The sequence below is a fragment of the Curtobacterium sp. Arg-1 genome, assembly GCF_025643395.1.
In the GTDB taxonomy this organism is placed as follows: Bacteria; Actinomycetota; Actinomycetes; order Actinomycetales; family Microbacteriaceae; genus Curtobacterium; species Curtobacterium poinsettiae.
The window spans coordinates 2,830,296-2,847,680 of record NZ_CP095731.1 but is presented as its reverse complement, the minus strand read 5'-3'; the positions used below and the strand labels follow the sequence as shown (position 1 = coordinate 2,847,680).

The window sequence follows — 17,385 nt, the reverse complement described above, 5'->3', positions numbered from 1 at the left end:
CGAGACGAGCCAGAGCCCGAGACGAGCGAGACGAGCGAGCAGGCAGGCTCAGGCCTGCACCTGGTCGAGGATCCGCTGGTAGTCGGACTGCGCCGTCCGCATGGCGGCAGCGCTCCCCGACCCGAACACGGCCTCGCGGAACATCGCGAAGTACGGCGACGACGGCTGGTTGTTGAGCAGGTTGTACGCCAGCGTCTGCGGTGCGTAGCCCTTCTCGATGGCGTCGAGCGGGCCGTACGCCAGCGGGAACCGCTTGCGGTACTCCGGGGTGGCGGCGTCGGACCGCGTCGGGAAGTACCCGCCGTCCGGCAGTGCCTGCTGCTGTTGGAGCGCGTTCGCGTACTGCATGAACGCCCACCCACCGGACGGGTTCGCCGCCCCGTTCGGGATGCACATGTTGTCGCCGCCGTCGAAGAACGACCGCTGGCCGTCCCACGACGGGATGAGCACCGTCTGCATCTTCGCCCGCATCGCCTTGGTGGCCGCGGGCACGGTCGCCCCGTACGAGGTCGGGAAGATCCCCACCTTGCCGGCCCGGAAGTCGGCACCCCACGTGGTGCCGGCGTCGGAGTACGTCGCCTTCGACAGCACGCCGTCCTTCCACAGCTGCCGGTAGAACTCGAGCATGCGTTCGAGGGCCTCGTTGCCGGTGATGTTCGGCCGCTGGGAGCCGACCTCGCCGGTCATCATGTCGACGCCGGTCGCCCAGACGTGCGGCTGCGTGACGAAGCCGATGATGCCGGCGGCGTTGCCGGAGATCGACCAGCCGTACACGTCGTCGTCGAGCTTCCGGATGGCCTTCGCCGCGTCGAGCAGCGTGGACAGGTCCTTCGTCGATTCCTCGACGTCGAGGCCCGCACGCTCGAACAGCTCGGTGTTGACGAACAGCTGCGAGTTGTCCGCCAGGTACGGCAGCCCGTAGTACCGGTCGCGGTACTCGAGCAGGCGCAGGTGCCCCGGCGAGATCGCGTCGAAGTAGTCCAGGTTCTTGACGACGTCGGTCAGGTCGGCGAACGCCTCGCGGAAGATGAACAGCTGCGAGTTGATGTCGTCGATGTCCACGACGTCCGGTGGCTCACCGCCGCGGATCGCGGTCGCCAGCTTGGTCACGTACTGCGCGTCCGGCACCGGGGTCAGCTGGACCTGCAGCTCCGGGTTCGCCTTGTTGAACCCGGCGACGGCCGACGTCAGGCCGGCCTGGGTCGCCGACCGGCACCACACCTGCACCGTGCCGGTCGCGTCCTTCCCGAAGCTCGCGGGCTTCGCGACGACCTTCGGCAGGGTGCCGGAGCACCCGGCCAGGGCGAGGGCTGCCCCGCCGGCGACGCCGCCGACGAGGAACGCACGGCGGTCCACGCCGGTCACCGCGCCAGCGGGAGCCAGACGCGCATCGGCGCGGCTCCCCGGTTCGCCCACGCGTAGTACGGGACCGCGGTCGCGGTGACGTCGTGGACGTCGCGACCGGCCTGGAGGCCCGTGGTGGCGCCCTGCAGACCGGCCACGTCGTCGACGTTGGTCGCGTCGCGGGCCGTGGTCGCGCCTCCCGGCCCGTCCAGACGCTGGTACGGCCAGGCCGGCTGCACGTGCTCGGCCGGGGCGTGCCCCGGGATCCGCAGCGTGACGACGCCGTCGAGCAGGTCGTCGCGGTGTTCCTCGGTGATCGGCGCGTCGGCGTCGACCGTCAGGTCGTCGACCGTGAAGCCCTGCTGGTCCGCCTGCTCGACCGCGTACACGAGCGGGCCGCGCTCGATCGCGACCTGCCCGCGGGCGGCGTCGATGCGGGCGTCGGCGACGTACCGGTGCGGTGTCGTGTCGAAGACGAGCTCGACGGTGTCGCCCGCCGACCACTCGCGGTCGACGACGTGCAGCGTGCCCGCCGTGGGGTTCGCGGACCCGTCCGGACCCGTGACGGTCGTGGTGTCCGACCAGGCCGGGATCCGCAGGCCCAGGGCGAGCGGGCCGTCCTCGGTGACCGTGACGCGGACGCGGCCGTCGTGCGGGGAGTCGGTGTCGACGCGCACCGGACCGAGGTCCGCGGTGGCGTACTGGTGGATCTGCAACCCGCCGTCCGTCGCGGTCGCCAGGTAGCCGTCGAGGCTCGCGAAGGTCCGCATGATGTTCGGCGGGCAGCAGGCGCAGTCGAACCAGCCGCGACGCCCGTGGGCGGGGGAGCGGTTCTCGTCCTGGTGGGCGTGGTCGCGCTGCTGCAGCGGGTTCACGTAGAAGTACTCGGTGCCGGCCAGGCTCACCCCGGCGAGGAACGCGTTGTAGAGCAGGCGCTCGATCGCGTCCGCGTACACGGGCTTGCCGGTCGCGAGCAGCAGGCGCCAGGCCCACTGCACCCCGCCGATCGCCGCGCAGGTCTCGGCGTAGCCGCGGTCGGTCGGCAGCTCGTACGGGTCGCCGAACGCCTCCCAGTCCCAGCGAGCCCCGAGGCCGCCGGTGATGAACGCCTTCGTCGCCATCATGTCCGCGAACTGCGTCTCGCTCGCGGTGAGGAGCTCGGTGTCCCCGGTCTCGATCGCGACGTCCACGGCACCCGCGGCCAGGTACACGGCGCGGACCGCGTGGCCCTCCACCGTCGTGGCTTCGCGGCTCGGCACCCGGTCGGAGAAGTACGTCGGCTCGCCGCCGGCGCGCTCGATGATCCCGTGGCCCCGGGCATCGACGAACCAGTGCGCCAGGTCGAGGTAGGCGCGGTCGCCGGTCTCGCGGTACAGCTCGACCAGGCCCATCTCGACGACGGGGTGGCCGTCGACGTCGCGGGTCTTCGGCGTGCCGTCCGGGGCGGTGCCGTCGCCGAACGTGCGGACCAGGTGGTCGGCGTTCTTGATCGCGACGTCGAGGAGCCCGGTGTCGCCCGTCGCACGGTGCTGGGCCACGGCCGCCTGGTACAGGTGCCCGGCGCAGTACATCTCGTGGCTCCACTTGAGGTCCGTGTACCGCTCGCCCTTGCCGCGGACCTGCTGCACGGAGTCCAAATACCCGTCCTCGGCCTGTGCCCGGGCGTACAGCGCGGTGACCTCGCGCTGCAGGTCGAGCAGGTCCTCGGCGGGGGCGCGGCCGTACTCCCACGCCACGGCCTCGAGCCACTTCGTCACGTCCGAGTCCATGAAGATCGGGCCGACGGCCTCGCCCTCCTCGAGCCCCGCGGCGATGCGCAGGTTGCGGAAGTTACCGGCCGTCTCGAGCTGCTGGTAGCCGCTCCGCACGGCGTCGCGGCCGTTGCGCTCCTGTCGGAGCGCCCAGAAGCCGCCCGTGATCCGGGCGTCGCCGGTCGGCAGCGGCCGGAGCGTGAGGTGCGCGTCGGCGGTCGGGAGGACCGGGGTCGCGGTGTGCGCGCCGCGATCGGTCGCGAGCGTGGTGGTCATGTCGCCTCCTTGCGATGTGACTCGGGCCGTCCGGGTCGTCATCGATCCGGAAAACGGTTTCTGCGGTGGACGCTACGACACGGGGCGCACGTCGCGCAAGAGCATTCCGGTGCTTTTGTGTAAGGTCATCGGCACGTCCTGGTCATCGGAAAGGTGGTTGCCGTGACGCTCGAACGCACCGGACAGCCGATCCGGATCACCGACGTGGCGGCGCTCGCCGGAGTGTCGATCGGCACCGCGTCGAAGGCGCTGAACGGCACAGGACAGCTGCGGGACGCCACCCGGCTGCGGGTGAAGGAAGCCGCCGAGAAGCTCGGGTTCGTCGGCGACGCCCGTGCCCGCGCGCTGTCCTCGGGGCGGACCTACACCGTCGGCATGATCACCACCGACTCGTTCGGCCGGTTCTCGATCCCGGTGCTGCTCGGTGCCGAGGACGCCCTGTCCGCCGGGCGGATGGCCGTCCTGCTGTGCGACACCCGCGACGACCACGTGCGCGAGGCCCACTACCTGCGCTCCCTGGCGGCCCGCGGTGTCGACGGCATCATCGTGACCGGCCGCTCCGCCGACGCCCGGCCCCCGATCGATGTGTCGATCCCGGTCGTCTACGCCTTCACACCCTCGACCGACGACGCCGACGTGTCGGTCACCCTCGACGACGCCGCCGGTTCGGCACTCGTCGCCTCGCACGTGCGCTCGCTCGGGAAGCAGCGGGTCGCGATCGTGACGGGGCCGGCGCGGCACCGGTCGGCAGCGCGACGCGTCGCCGGTGCCACGTCGGTGCTCGGGTCGCACCTGGTCACCGAGCCGCTGTACGGCGAGTGGTCGGAGCGCTGGGGGCGGCAGGCCGTGGACGTGCTGGCCCGGCAGTCGCCCGACGTCGACGCGATCGTCTGTGGCAGCGACCAGATCGCCCGGGGCGTGTGCGACCGGCTGCGGGAGCTCGGGCGTTCGGTGCCCGGAGACGTCGCGGTCACCGGGTTCGACGACTGGGACGTGATGGCGCTCGCCTCGAGGCCGCCGCTGACCACGGTCGACCTGCGGCTCGAGGAACTCGGGCGCGTCGCGGGGCAGGCGCTCCTCGCCCTGATCGACGGCGGGACCGCGGCGTCGGCGGCCGTGACGCCGTCGCTCGTCATCCGCGAGAGCACCGTCGGGGCGTAGGTCGGTCACGACACCCCGTCCGCCGTGGTCGAGTGGTCACGAACCGTCGCTCTGCGCGCCTCCAGCCGACCGTTCGTGACCGCGCGGTGGGGAGGCAACGGGGTGTCGTGACCGTGCCGGGCGCCGCCGTTCGGGGTGTCGCGGGTCCGGCGGGTCGGCGCTCCCGGGTGTGGGGCAGCGAGGGGTCAGGACTCGCGCGGGTGTGGGGCGGCGAGGGGTCAGGACTCGCGTGGGTGTGGGGCGGCGTGTGGTCGCATGTCGTCGTCGCCCTCGTGCGTCGCGCGGTCACGACCCGTCGTGCGTGGGACGTCGATCGGTCAGGAATGGTCGGCTGCAGGTGCGTCGGACGACGGTTCGTGACCGGTCGGCGGAACTGAGCGGGGAGTTTCGACCGGCGGGGGAAGCGGGCGGACGAGTGGGACGGGCAGGACGGGCGGCGCGCCGCCGCGTTGCGTGTGTGAGCGCTCACGTGCCAGGATGTGAGCGCTCACTGAGGACGACGAGGTTCTGGAGGAACGCATGGGCGACGACCGCCGACAGCGGATCGTGGACGGCCGCACCACGCTCGGGATCGAGCTCGGCTCCACCCGCATCAAGGCCTGCCTGGTGGACGAGGACCTCGTCCCCATCGCAGCCGGCTCCCACGAGTGGGAGAACGAGTACGTCGACGGGCGCTGGACCTACTCACTCGATGCCGTCGAGACCGGACTCCGTGCCGCGTACGCCGCCCTGGTGGCCGACGTCGAGTCGCTGTACGACGTGACCCCGACGACCTTCCGTGCGGTGGGCGTGAGCGCGATGATGCACGGCTACCTGGCGTTCGACGCCGCGGGCGAGCTGCTCGTGCCGTTCCGCACCTGGCGCAACACCTCCACGGGTCCCGCAGCCGAACGGCTCAGCGACGCCCTCGGGTTCAACATCCCGCTGCGCTGGTCGATCGCGCACCTGTACCAGGCGGTCCTCGACGACGAGCCGCACGTGGCCGAGATCGCCGGCGTCACGACCCTGGCCGGCTACGTCCACCGTCGTCTGACCGGTCGGAACGCGCTGGGTGTCGGTGACGCCAGCGGCATGTTCCCCATCGAGGGTGGCCCCGTCGACAGCGGCCCCGGTGACCCCGGCTCCAAGGACTTCGACCGCGCCATGCTCGCCACCGCGCAGGACCTGATCGGCCTGCCGGACCTGCGGTCCCTGCTGCCCGAGGTCCTGGTGGCCGGCGCCGAAGCGGGCGAGTTGACCCCCGAGGGTGCAGCCTGGCTCGACCCGACCGGCACGCTCGAACCCGGTGCGCCGCTCTGCCCGCCCGAGGGGGACGCCGGCACCGGCATGGTCGCGACGAACGCCGTCGCCCCGCGCACCGGCAACGTCAGCGTCGGCACGAGCATCTTCGCGATGGTCGTGCTCGAGCAGCCGCTGACCACCGCGCACGAGGAACTCGACGTCGTCACCACCCCGGCCGGGGACGCCGTGGCGATGGTGCACTGCAACAACGGCGCGAGCGAGATCGCGAGCTGGGCCCGGGTGTTCGGGCGCTTCGCCGAGGCCTCGAGCGAGCGGACCGGCGCGACGCCGATCGGCATCGACGACGTCTACGCCACGCTGCTCGCCGAGGCCGTCGCCGACGACACCGACCCGGACGCCGGCGGCCTGCTCTCCTTCAACTACCTGGCGGGCGAACCGGTCACCCACGTCGAGGACGGCCGGCCCCTGCTGCTCCGCACCCCCGGCGCACGCTTCACGCTCGGCAACCTGGTGCGCTCCGAGGTGCACGGCGCCTTCGCGACCCTGGCCATCGGCATGGACGTCCTGCACGGCGAACAGGTGCAGGTGGACCGGATGACGGCGCACGGCGGGCTCTTCCGGACGCCCGGCAGCCCGCAGCGGCTCCTCGCGGCGGCGTTGCGGGTGCCGATCGCGCTCGAGGAGACCGCGGGCGAGGGCGGCGCCTGGGGGATCGCGGTGTTGGCCGCCTACCTCGAGCACACCGACCAGCAGCTCGCCGACTACCTGTCGGACACCGTGTTCGGCGGGGACGCCGTGCACGTGGCCGAACCCGAGCCGGCGGACGTCGCCGGGTTCCAGACGTACCTGGAGCGCTACCGGGCCGCACTGCCCGTGCAGGACGTCGCCGCGGCGGCGACCCGCCCCAGCGAGACCACAGGACCGACCGAAGCGACCGACGGCGCCGACCCGCGCCTCCAGACAGAGGAAGTGACCCGATGACGGACGCGATCGACGAGACCACACGCCAGGCGGTGGCGACGACGCGGGAGCGCGTCGCGCGTTTGCACGGCGAACTCGTCCGCTACGGCCTCGTGATCTGGACAGGCGGCAACGTCTCCGAGCGCGTGCCCGGAACGGACCTGTTCGTCATCAAGCCGAGCGGGGTGTCGAGCGACGAACTGACGCCGGAGAACCAGGTCGTCTGCACCCTCGACGGCCTGCCGGCCGAGGGCTGGGGCAACGCGCACGGCCCCTCCAGCGACACCGCCGCGCACGCCTACGTGTACCGGAACATGCCCGAGGTCGGCGGTGTCGTGCACACCCACTCGACGTACGCGACCGCCTGGGCCGCCCGCGCCGAGGCGATCCCGTGCGTGATCACGGCGATGGCGGACGAGTTCGGCGGACCGATCCCGGTCGGCCCCTTCGCGATCATCGGCGACGACTCGATCGGCCACGGCATCGTCGACACCCTGAGCGGTCACCGCAGTCGTGCGGTCCTGATGCAGAACCACGGCGTCTTCACGATCGGCAAGGACGCGAAGGACGCCGTCAAGGCGGCCGTGATGTGCGAGGACGTGGCACGGACCGTCCACATCGCGAAGCAGGGAGGCGAGGTCGTCCCGATCCCCGAAGCAGACATCGATCGACTCTTCGATCGCTACCAGAACGTCTACGGACAGAACCCCGAAGGAGCCATGCGATGACGCAGGACACCACCGTCGACCCCCAGGCCACGCTCGACAGCTACGAGGTCTGGTTCCTCACCGGCTCCCAGGGGCTCTACGGCGAGGAGACCCTGCGCCAGGTCGAGGAGCAGAGCAAGGCCGTCCACGCGGAGCTCGCCGGGCACCTGCCGGTGCAGCTCGTCTGGAAGCCCGTCCTCAAGGACGCCGACGGCATCCGCCGGGCGCTCATCGAGGCGAGCGCCGACGACAAGGTCATCGGTGTCACCACGTGGATGCACACGTTCAGCCCGGCCAAGATGTGGATCGGCGGCCTACAGGCCCTGACCAAGCCGCTGCTGCACCTGCACACGCAGGCGAACGTCACGCTGCCCTGGGCGGACATCGACTTCGACTTCATGAACCTCAACCAGGCCGCGCACGGCGACCGTGAGTTCGGCTACGCCCTGGCCCGCCTGGGCGTCCGGCACGCCACGGCCGTCGGCCACGTCTCGGACCCGCGCGTCCAGCAGCGCGTCGCGAACTGGACCCGTGCCGCCGCAGGTGCCGCGGCCGTCCGCGAGCTGAAGCTCACCCGCTTCGGCGACAACATGCGCTACGTCGCCGTCACCGAGGGCGACAAGACCGAGGCCGAGATCGAGCTCGGCGTGCAGGTCAACACGTGGGCGGTCAACGAGCTCGCAGCAGCGGTGGACGCCGCAGCAGCGGACACGGCAGCGGTCGACGCGCTCGTGGCGACGTACGAGCGCGACTACGACGTGGACCCGTCACTCCGCAGCGACGGTGGCGAGCGTCACGCCGCGCTCCGCGACGGCGCCGCCATCGAGATCGGCCTCCGCACGCTGCTCGCGCAGAACGGAAGCGCCGCCTTCACCACGAACTTCGAGGACCTCGGCTCGCTCAAGCAGCTGCCGGGCCTGGCCGTGCAGCGCCTGATGGCCGACGGCTACGGCTTCGGCGCCGAGGGCGACTGGAAGACCTCGGTCCTGGTCCGCGCGATGAACGTCGCCGGCGCCGGCCTGCCCGGTGGTGCGAGCCTGATGGAGGACTACACCTACGACCTCACCCCGGGCGCCGAGAAGATCCTCGGGGCGCACATGCTCGAGGTCTCGCCGACGCTCACCACCACGAAGCCGACGCTCGAGATCCACCCGCTCGGCATCGGCGGCAAGGACGACCCGGTCCGCTTGGTCTTCACCGCCGACTCCGGCGAGGCCGTCGTCGTCGCGCTCTCCGACACCCGCGACGGGTTCCGCCTCACCGCGAACGTCGTCGACGTCGTGCCCCCGACCGAGGCCCTGCCGAAGCTTCCCGTCGGCCGTGCGGTCTGGGAGCCCCGGCCGTCGTTCCCCGTCGCCGCCGAGGCCTGGCTCACCGCCGGCGCCGCGCACCACACCGTCATGACGACGGCGGTCGGCCTGCAGGTCGTCGAGGACTTCGCGACGATGGTCGGCACGGAGTTCCTGGTGATCGACGAGCACACCACCGCACGCGGGTTCCGCGACGAGCTGCGTCTCCAGCAGACGTGGCACCGTCTCGACCGCGGCTTCTAGGGGAGTCAGGACCCACGATGGACGACGTGATCGCGGCCGAGCGCACGCGCACGAACTGGGCGGGCAACGTCACCTACCGCGCCTCGGCGCTGGCCCGCCCGACGTCGGTGGACGAGCTCCAGCAGCTCGTCGCCTCGACGCCGCGCCTGACGGCGCTCGGCTCGCGACACTCGTTCAACACCATCGCCGACACGGATGCCGTCCAGGTCTCGCTGTCGGACCTGCCGCCCGTGCTCGACATCGACACGGCCCGGCGGGTGGTCCGTGTGGCCGCGGGCATGACGCACAGCCAGGTCGCGGCCGGACTGGAGGCCCGTGGCTGGGCCCTCGGGAACCTCGCGTCCCTGCCGCACATCTCCACGGCCGGTGCCGTCGCCACGGGGACGCACGGCTCCGGTGTGCGGAACCCGTCGCTCGCGCAGGCGGTGGTCGGCCTCGACGTGGTGCGCGCCTCCGGCGCGCTCGACCACGTCGACGCTGCGTCGCCGGACGGGCTGCTCGACGCCCACCGCGTGGGGATCGGCGCGCTCGGCGTCGTCACCGCGGTGGAGCTCGCGATCGAGCCGACGTTCCAGGTCGCCACGACGGTGCACCTCGACCTGCCGTGGGAGGCCGTGGCCGCGCAGTTCGACCCGGTGATGTCCGACGCGTACTCGGTGTCGATGTTCACGTCGTTCGACGACCGGGGCGCCCGGCAGGTCTGGGTCAAGCACCGCGTCGACGAGGCCGCACCGACGGTCGACCTCGTGGCCCTCGGAGCACGTGCGGCCTCGGGTCCGGTGCACCCGGGTGAGAACGACCCTGCCGGGGTCACCGAGCAGGGCGGCGTGCCAGGGCCGTGGGCCGAGCGGCTGCCGCACTTCCGGTCCTCGTTCACCCCCTCGACCGGGGCCGAGATCCAGGCCGAGTACCTGATCCCCGCGGCCTCGGCCGTGGCGGCACTCGAGGCGCTCCGACCGCTGGCGTCGCTGTTCGCGCCGATCCTCATCGCCGCCGAGGTCCGCACCATCGCGGCCGACACCGCCTGGCTCGCGCCGTCATCCGGCCGACAGTCGGTCGGTCTGCACTTCACGTTCCGCCGGGATGCCGCCGCCGTGGCCGCGGCGGTCACCCGGATCGAGGACGTCCTCGAGCCCTTCGACCCGCGGCCGCACTGGGGCAAGGTCTCCGCTGCCGGCGCCGAGCGGCTGCACGAGGCGTACCCGCGGCTGTCCGACTTCGCCGCACTCGCCCGTGACCTCGACCCCACGGGGCGGTTCCGCAACGCGTTCCTCGCGCGCATCCTGTCCTGACGCGATTGACAGGTGTCCCGCACCACCGGCTGTGGTGCGGGACACCCGGGTCCTCAGTCCTTGCGGGACAGGTCGATCAGGAGCCTGACCACGGTCACGAGCAAGCTCGCGATCCCCAGCCAGGGCACCCGACGCCTGGACCGATCATCGGCGTCGTTCGACATCGCTGACCTCCTGGTGTCGTCGCCGGCTGACACGAGGAGCTTCGGCCGAGGGATGCGTCGCCGAGCGGGCTCGGCTACCATCGGTTCCGAGCGTTGGAATCGGGATGGTTGATGCATCCCTTGGCTTTCCACTCGGAAGGCGAATCGAGGCCCGGAACTGTTGTCGCAGTCCCGGGCCTCACGCTTTCGCCCAGGTCGCGCTCCGGCGGTGACGCGACCGGAGCCAGCCTACGTGCACGTGTCCGCTGATATGCAGATCGACTCTCACAGGGGATCCCCATCGGATGCCCCGGCGAACCCCCGCTTCGGTACCGGTCGTCCACATGTGAGGACGCAAAGGTCGGGGCATGGCGAACCTCAACCGCATCATCGGCATGGCCTCGAAGGTCATCGACAAGCAGCTCCAGAAGCGTGGGCAGGGGGGAACCGCGCCCGGCGCCGGATCGCAGCAGGGCGGGACGGACTGGCGTGGCATCGTGCGGAGCGCCGCGGACAAGCTGACCGGTGACGACCGGGGCCAGCAGCAGCCGCCGCAGCAGTACGGCCAGCCGCAGCAGTACGGCCAGCCACAGCAGTACGGCCAGCCGCAGCAGTACGGCCAGCAGCAGCACGCAGGCACGCCGCAGCACGGGGCCGACGCCGACAAGGTCGCCCTGGCGAAGTACGACTACCTGCTCCGCACCTCGTCGCCGGAGCAGCTCGAACAGGTCCACCACGACGCCTTCGCGCGGCTCACCCCCGGGCAGCGCCAGCAGGTCCGCGACCGCCTGAACTCCGAGCTCCCGCCCCACGAGCACCTGCGCGACGACTCGGCGGGCGGCATGGCCCGTGCGATGACCCGCGGGGAGATGTCGCGTCCGGGTCTGGTCCGACGGGTCCTCGGGGGTTCCGGCCGCTCGGGCAACGCCAACGGCAACGGTCGCGGCCGCGCCGGGGCCTTCGCCGGCGGTGCAGCGGTCGGCGCTGGCGCGATGGCGTTCGGTGGCCTCGCCGCCGCGGTGGCCGGGGGAGCGGTGCTGAGCGCCGCCGCCGGTCCGGTGCTGGCCGGGGCTGCCGACCTCGGCGTGGACTTCGAGGGCATCGCCTCGGGCATGGGTGACCTCGGGCTCGGTGACCTCAGCGGTGGCGTCGAGGGACTCGCCGGTCAGGGTGAGCAGCTCCTCGGTGGCTTCGGTGAGCAGGCGTCCGGTCTCGGCGAGCAGGCGTCGAACCTCGGCAACGACTTCCTCGGTGGGCTCTTCGACCGCTGACACACGACGGTGCGAACGCATCGGGAATAGCGGGACGGCGTCCGGCGCTTGCAATGTTTCGTCGTGCGTCGTCCGACGCACGCGAGATTCGGACGGGCCACCGTCGCGGTGTCAGGATGGATGCCGCCCGGCGGGTGGACCGTTCCGCCGTCGCAGCGACCGCCACCGCGATCGCGCCCCCTTCCCCGAGGAGCAGCCCCGTCATGAGACGCCCCAACCGCCTGACGATCACCGCGGCCGTCGCCGCAGCAGCAGCCCTGGTCCTGACCGGCTGCTCGGGTGGGGGCTCGTCCGACGACGGTGCCGACGGCACGGCCAAGGGCGGCACGCTCAACATCCTGACGCCGCAGACCTCGTTCCACCTCGACCCGGCGACCAGCCAGAGTCTCGGCATCACGTCGATGGGGCTCGTCGCGCGTCGACTCACCACCTGGGACGTCGAGCCGGGCAAGACGGCGAAGGTCGTGCCCGACCTGGCGACCAACACCGGCGTCTCGAGCGACGACGGCAAGACCTGGACCTACACGCTGAAGGACGGCGTCGAGTTCCAGGACGGCACGCCGATCACCACGAAGGACATCAAGTGGGGCATCGAGCGCTCGTTCGCGCCGACGCTGAGCGGTGGCCTGAGCTACCACAAGTCGCTCCTGGTCGGTGGTGACTCCTACAAGGGCCCGTTCGACGGCAAGTCGCTCGACAGCATCGAGACCCCGAACGACAATACCATCGTCTTCAAGCTCAACGCCGCGTACGGCGACTGGCCGTGGCTCGCGTCGATGCCGGCGTTCACCCCGGTGCCCGAGGGCGACGGCAAGGACACCGGCGCCTACGACCTGAAGCCGGTCGCGTCCGGCCCGTACCAGGTGCAGTCGAACACGCAGGGCTCGCAGGTCACGCTGGTCCGCAACAAGAACTGGAGTGCGAAGACCGACGAGGTCCGCACGGCCGGCCCGTCGAAGATCGTGTTCAAGGAGAGCCAGGACCAGTCCACGGCCACGCAGACCCTGATCGCGGACAACGGCGACGCCAAGAACTCCTTCGGGGCGATCTACCTCGGTGCCGCGGAGCTGAACCAGGTGCGCAGCAACCCGGCCGCCCAGGACCGCCTCGCCACCTCGAAGGCCGGCCCGATCAGCTACATGGCGATCAACACGCAGCGCGGTGCGCTCAAGGACCTCAAGGTCCGACAGGCCCTGCAGTACGCCGTCGACCGCAAGTCGTTCCGGATCGCCGCAGGCGGCGCGATCGCCGGGTCGTACGCCTCGACCCTGATCACCCCGGGCATCGCGGGGCGCCAGGACTACGACCTGTACAAGACGAAGGCCACCGGCGACGTCGACAAGGCGAAGCAGCTGCTCAAGGAGGCCGGTGTCTCGGGCCTGAAGCTGACCCTCGTCACGCAGAACGACCCGACGTACCTCGCCCAGGCGCAGGCGCTGCAGTCCGGCCTGAAGCGTGCCGGGATCACGGTGACGCTCAAGCCGCTCGACTACGACTCCTTCACGCAGGCGACCACCAACGGCACCGACTTCGACCTGTCGCTGTCGAGCTGGCAGCCGGACTTCCCGAGCGCGAACGCCAACCTCCAGCCGCTCTACGCCTCGTCGCAGATCGGTGGCGGCGGCTACAACGTCTCGAAGTACCGCAACCCCGAGGTCGACGCCCTCATCGCGAAGGCGAGCTCGACGGTCGACCAGGACGCCGCGCAGAAGCTCTGGGCACAGGCCGACCAGAAGATCATGGCCGACGCCCCGGTCGTGCCGCTGATCTACGCGAAGCAGTCGTTCCTCGCCGGGTCGAACGTGCAGAACTTCCAGATCGCGGACTTCCCCGCGTACCCGAACTACCTCAAGGTCTCGCTCAAGCAGTGACCGATCCGATCCTGCAGGTCGAGGGGCTCCGCGTCGTGTTCGGCGACGCGGAGCCCGTCGTCCGTGACGTCTCCTTCGACCTGACGCCCGGCCGGGTCCTCGCCCTGGTGGGGGAGTCAGGCTCGGGCAAGTCCGTCAGCGCCATGAGCGTGCTCGGGCTCCTGCCGCCGCAGGCCTCGGTGTCGGGCAGCGCCCGGTTCCGCGGCGAAGAGCTCATCGGTGCCGCCACCGAGACCGTCCGCGCCGTCCGTGGTGCGGGCATCGGCGTGGTGTTCCAGGAGCCGATGAACTCGTTCACACCGGTCCTGTCGATCGGCACCCAGATCGCCGAGGCCGTTCGGGTACACCCGTCGGGACTCGACCGTGCCGGTGTCACGGCCCGCGTCGACGAGTTGCTCCGCGACGCCGGGCTCGCCGACCCCGAGCGCATCCGGAAGGCCTACCCGCACGAACTGTCCGGCGGCCAGCTCCAGCGTGCGATGATCGCGATGGCCCTGGCCGGCGATCCGGTGGCGCTCTTCGCCGACGAACCCACGACCGCGCTCGACGTCACCGTGCAGGCCGGCATCCTCGACCTGCTGCGGCGGCTCGGCCGCGAGCGTTCCCTGGCCGTGCTGCTCATCACCCACGACATGGGCGTGGTGGCGGACGTCGCGGACGACCTGCTGGTGCTGCGTCGCGGCGACCCGGTCGAGCACGGGACCGTCGCCGAGGTCTTCGCACACCCGACCGCCGACTACACGCGCGAGCTCCTCGCGGCCGTCCCCAGCCTGGAGGCGCGTGGAAGCTCCGCCGAGCCGCTCGCGTCGACCGAGACTCGGCCTGCCGGACCGGACGCGGCTCCGGCAAGCCGCAATCTGTCCGCAGACGCGAGCACCGCCTCGGCCCCGGCCGACGTCGACGACGCGAGTCGCGCCTCTCCCCACCGGCACGGCCGGCCCGCCGCTGGCGCGTCGGACCGGAACCGGCGGCGTGGGCCCAGTCCGCTCGTGGCGCGCCTGCGCGACGTCGCCGTGCGGTACTCGCGCCGAGGCGGACCCACCGTGTCCGGTATCGACCTCGACCTGCACGCCGGTGAGACCGTCGGCCTGGTGGGCGAATCCGGTTCCGGCAAGTCGACGATCGGGCGCGCGCTCGCGGGCCTGGTGCCCGTCGTCGCCGGCTCGGTCGAGGTGGACGGCAGCGACCTGCGCACCGCTCGCGGACGCCGGCTGCGCGAACTGCGCAGCCGGGTCGGCATCGTGTTCCAGGACCCGGCGTCGTCGCTCAACCCGCGGCAGACCATCGGCTGGAGCATCGCGGAACCGCTGCTCGTGCACGGCACCGACTCCGCAGCCGAACGCGCCGAGCGTGTCCGCGAACTGCTGATCGCCGTGCAGCTCGACCCGACGTGGGCCGAGCGGTTCCCGCACCAGCTGTCCGGCGGCCAGCGGCAGCGAGTCGCCGTCGCGCGTGCGCTCGCGCTGCGGCCGGCACTCGTCATCGCCGACGAACCGACCTCGGCACTCGACGTGACGGTGCAGGCCGCCGTGCTCGACCTGCTCGCCGGCCTGCAGCAGGAGTTCGGTTTCGGCATGCTGCTCATCAGCCACGACCTCGCCGTCGTCCGCCAGCTCGCCGACCAGGTGATCGTGCTGCGCGACGGCCGGATCGTCGAACGGGGGAGCACCGACGCGGTGCTCGACGACCCGCAACAGGACTACACGCGCATGCTCCTCGCCGCAGCGCCCGTCGCCGATCCCGTGCGACAGGCCGCCCGCCGCGAGGCGTGGCGCGCGTGGGAAGGAGTGGCCTCGTGACGGCCAACGTGGTGGACCGACCGGTCGCACCGTCCGGCCGTACGACCGGCTTCCGGGCCGTCGTACGGCGGGTGCGGCAGGACCGCTGGGCGGTGGCCTCGGCCGTCGTCATCGCGGTGTTCCTGGTGGTCGCCGTGGCGGCCCCGCTCATCGCGAAGGCGTCCGGGCAGGACCCGTACTCGTACGACATCGACGCGCTCAACTCGTTCGGTGCTCCGCGCGGTCCGGGCGGCGGCATCAGCGGCGAGCACTGGTTCGGCGTCGAGCCCCTGACCGGGCGCGACCTGTTCTCGATCGTCACGTACGGCGCGCGGACCTCGCTCGGCATCGGACTCGCCGCCACCCTGGTGTCGATCGTCATCGGCGTGCTCGTCGGCGTCACGACCGGGTTCTTCGGCGGCTGGTACGACCGGGTGCTCTCGCGGGTCGTCGACGTGATCTTCGGGTTCCCGTCGCTCGTGTTCATGATCGCCCTCACCGCGATCGTGCCGTCGTCGTTCCCGAAGCCCGTGCTCGTCGTGCTCGTCATCGGGTTCTTCGGCTGGCCGGCCGTGGCCCGTGTCGTGCGAGGACAGACGCTGTCGCTCGTCAGCCGGAACTACGTCGTGGCCTCCACCGCGATGGGCGCCGGCCGGTGGCACGTCATCCGCACGCAGCTGCTGCCGAACCTCGCCGCGACCATCACCGTCTACGCGACGATCTCGATCCCGTCGATGATCGGTGCCGAGGCCGCGCTCTCGTTCCTCGCCGTCGGGGTCAACCCGCCGACGCCGTCGTGGGGTCGCAGCATCGGTGACGCCATCGGCTGGGTGCAGACCGACCCCATGTACCTCGTGTTCCCCGGAGCCGCACTGTTCCTCATCACCCTCGCCTTCAACGTGCTCGGCGACGCCCTGCGCGACGCCCTCGACCCGCGAGGGGGCACCGCGTGAACGCCGCGACCCTGCGCTTCCTCGCGATCCGCCTGCTCGGTGCGGCGGTCGTGCTGCTCGTCGTCGCGGCCATCACGTACGCGCTCTTCATGCTGCTGCCGACCAACCCGGCGCGGGCGATCTGCGACAAGCCCTGCACCCCGGACCGACTGCGCGAGGTGCAGGCGTTCCTGGGCACCGACAAGCCCTGGCTCGCACAGTTCGGCGCCTACCTGGCCGGCATCTTCACCGGCCGGACCTTCGGCAGCGGCAACAGCGTCATCGAGTGCGCGGCACCGTGCTTCGGGTACTCGTTCCAGCTGCACGAGAGCGTCACCGAGCTCATCCTCGCGCGCCTGCCCGTCACCGCCTCGATCGCCGTCGGAGCCGTTGTGCTGTGGCTCGTGGCCGGGGTGTTCGGGGGCACCGTCTCGGCGCTGCGCCGCGGCACCTTCGTCGACCGGGCCGTGATGACGGTCGCGGTCGCGGGTGTCTCGTCGCCGGCGTACCTGGTCGGGCTGCTCGGCATCCTGCTGTTCGGGTTCGTGCTCGGGATCCTGCCGACGAGCGGCTACGTGGCCTTCGGTGACGACCCGGTCGGCTGGTTCACCCACCTGATCCTGCCGTGGTGCGTGCTCGCCTTCATCAGCGCTGCGATCTACGCCCGGTTGACCCGCGGCGAGATGCTCGAGTCGATGTCGCAGGACTTCGTCCGGACCGCTCGGGCCAAGGGACTGCGCGAGCGCCAGGTCGTCGTGCGGCACGGACTCCGGACGGCGATCCTGCCCGTGGTGACGCTGTTCGGGCTCGACCTCGGGTCGCTGCTCGGCGGTGCAGTCATCACCGAGAAGGTGTTCTCGATGCAGGGTCTCGGCGCGCTGCTGATCGACGCGGTGCACACGCTCGACCTGCAGGTGGTCGTCGGCTTCACGCTGTTCTCGGCGCTGCTGATCGTGACCGCGAACGTGATCGTCGACATCGTCTACGCGTTCGTCGACCCGCGGGTGCGGCGCCGGGCGTAGGCGCGGTCGGCCCGTCGCACGGTGCGGGGCGCGCTGGTCCGTGCGAGGTTGCCCGCTCCGTTCTGCACTACGGCGCCGCACC

12 protein-coding genes are annotated in these 17,385 nt (G+C 71.6%); 10 read left to right on the top strand and 2 right to left on the bottom strand.

From position 1 onward, the window contains the following. Positions 1 to 48 precede the first annotated feature (48 nt). Both MXD64_RS13475 and MXD64_RS13470 read right to left on the bottom strand, forming a co-directional pair. Entirely contained in the window at positions 49 to 1,365 is a 1,317-nt protein-coding gene (locus MXD64_RS13475; RefSeq protein ID WP_259494050.1) for an ABC transporter substrate-binding protein, read from the bottom strand. Further along, on the bottom strand, positions 1,362 to 3,371 hold the full coding sequence (locus MXD64_RS13470) for a glycoside hydrolase family 127 protein (RefSeq protein ID WP_214532206.1): 2,010 nt from the start codon (positions 3,369 to 3,371) through the stop codon (positions 1,362 to 1,364). The genes MXD64_RS13475 and MXD64_RS13470 overlap by 4 nt, the downstream gene beginning before the upstream one ends. A gap of 162 nt (positions 3,372 to 3,533) precedes the next feature. Between MXD64_RS13470 and MXD64_RS13465 the strand changes: the two genes are divergently transcribed. The 10 genes from MXD64_RS13465 to MXD64_RS13420 all read left to right on the top strand — a co-directional run bounded on the left by MXD64_RS13465 (position 3,534) and on the right by MXD64_RS13420 (position 17,303). Beyond that, positions 3,534 to 4,532, top strand: coding sequence for a LacI family DNA-binding transcriptional regulator (locus MXD64_RS13465; protein WP_263136568.1), 999 nt, complete (start codon positions 3,534 to 3,536; stop codon positions 4,530 to 4,532). Between the two features lie 519 nt (positions 4,533 to 5,051). Then, a complete protein-coding gene (locus MXD64_RS13460; RefSeq protein WP_263136567.1) occupies positions 5,052 to 6,755 on the top strand; it encodes a xylulokinase in 1,704 nt (567 codons plus the stop codon). Beyond that, positions 6,752 to 7,462, top strand: coding sequence for an L-ribulose-5-phosphate 4-epimerase (locus MXD64_RS13455; RefSeq protein ID WP_263136566.1), 711 nt, complete (start codon positions 6,752 to 6,754; stop codon positions 7,460 to 7,462). The genes MXD64_RS13460 and MXD64_RS13455 overlap by 4 nt, the downstream gene beginning before the upstream one ends. After that, complete coding sequence (gene araA, locus MXD64_RS13450; protein ID WP_017888398.1) at positions 7,459 to 8,994, top strand: L-arabinose isomerase; 1,536 nt, start codon at positions 7,459 to 7,461, stop codon at positions 8,992 to 8,994. Before MXD64_RS13455 ends, araA begins: the two co-directional genes overlap by 4 nt. A 17-nt stretch (positions 8,995 to 9,011) precedes the next feature. After that, entirely contained in the window at positions 9,012 to 10,286 is a 1,275-nt protein-coding gene (locus MXD64_RS13445; protein ID WP_056070354.1) for a D-arabinono-1,4-lactone oxidase, read from the top strand. Positions 10,287 to 10,797: 511 nt separating this feature from the next. Next, the gene (locus tag MXD64_RS13440; protein ID WP_263136565.1) at positions 10,798 to 11,700 is read left to right on the top strand and encodes a DUF3106 domain-containing protein; all 903 of its coding nucleotides are present in this window, start codon (positions 10,798 to 10,800) and stop codon (positions 11,698 to 11,700) included. Positions 11,701 to 11,903: 203 nt separating this feature from the next. Continuing rightward, entirely contained in the window at positions 11,904 to 13,571 is a 1,668-nt protein-coding gene (locus MXD64_RS13435) for an ABC transporter substrate-binding protein (RefSeq protein WP_263136564.1), read from the top strand. After that, on the top strand, positions 13,568 to 15,370 hold the full coding sequence (locus MXD64_RS13430; protein ID WP_140448874.1) for a dipeptide ABC transporter ATP-binding protein: 1,803 nt from the start codon (positions 13,568 to 13,570) through the stop codon (positions 15,368 to 15,370). Before MXD64_RS13435 ends, MXD64_RS13430 begins: the two co-directional genes overlap by 4 nt. Then, positions 15,367 to 16,302, top strand: a complete 936-nt coding sequence (locus MXD64_RS13425; protein WP_017888404.1) for an ABC transporter permease — start codon at positions 15,367 to 15,369, stop codon at positions 16,300 to 16,302. The genes MXD64_RS13430 and MXD64_RS13425 overlap by 4 nt, the downstream gene beginning before the upstream one ends. Further along, a complete protein-coding gene (locus MXD64_RS13420; protein WP_263136563.1) occupies positions 16,299 to 17,303 on the top strand; it encodes an ABC transporter permease in 1,005 nt (334 codons plus the stop codon). Before MXD64_RS13425 ends, MXD64_RS13420 begins: the two co-directional genes overlap by 4 nt. The last annotated feature ends 82 nt before the right edge of the window (positions 17,304 to 17,385 follow it).

Coding starts and splice junctions, on each gene's coding strand:
- MXD64_RS13470 (WP_214532206.1), bottom strand. CDS start 3,371: ATGACCACCACGCTCGCGACCGATCGCGGCGCGCACACCGCGACCCCG.
- MXD64_RS13435 (WP_263136564.1), top strand. CDS start 11,904: ATGAGACGCCCCAACCGCCTGACGATCACCGCGGCCGTCGCCGCAGCA.
- MXD64_RS13445 (WP_056070354.1), top strand. CDS start 9,012: ATGGACGACGTGATCGCGGCCGAGCGCACGCGCACGAACTGGGCGGGC.
- MXD64_RS13460 (WP_263136567.1), top strand. CDS start 5,052: ATGGGCGACGACCGCCGACAGCGGATCGTGGACGGCCGCACCACGCTC.
- araA (WP_017888398.1), top strand. CDS start 7,459: ATGACGCAGGACACCACCGTCGACCCCCAGGCCACGCTCGACAGCTAC.
- MXD64_RS13440 (WP_263136565.1), top strand. CDS start 10,798: ATGGCGAACCTCAACCGCATCATCGGCATGGCCTCGAAGGTCATCGAC.
- MXD64_RS13455 (WP_263136566.1), top strand. CDS start 6,752: ATGACGGACGCGATCGACGAGACCACACGCCAGGCGGTGGCGACGACG.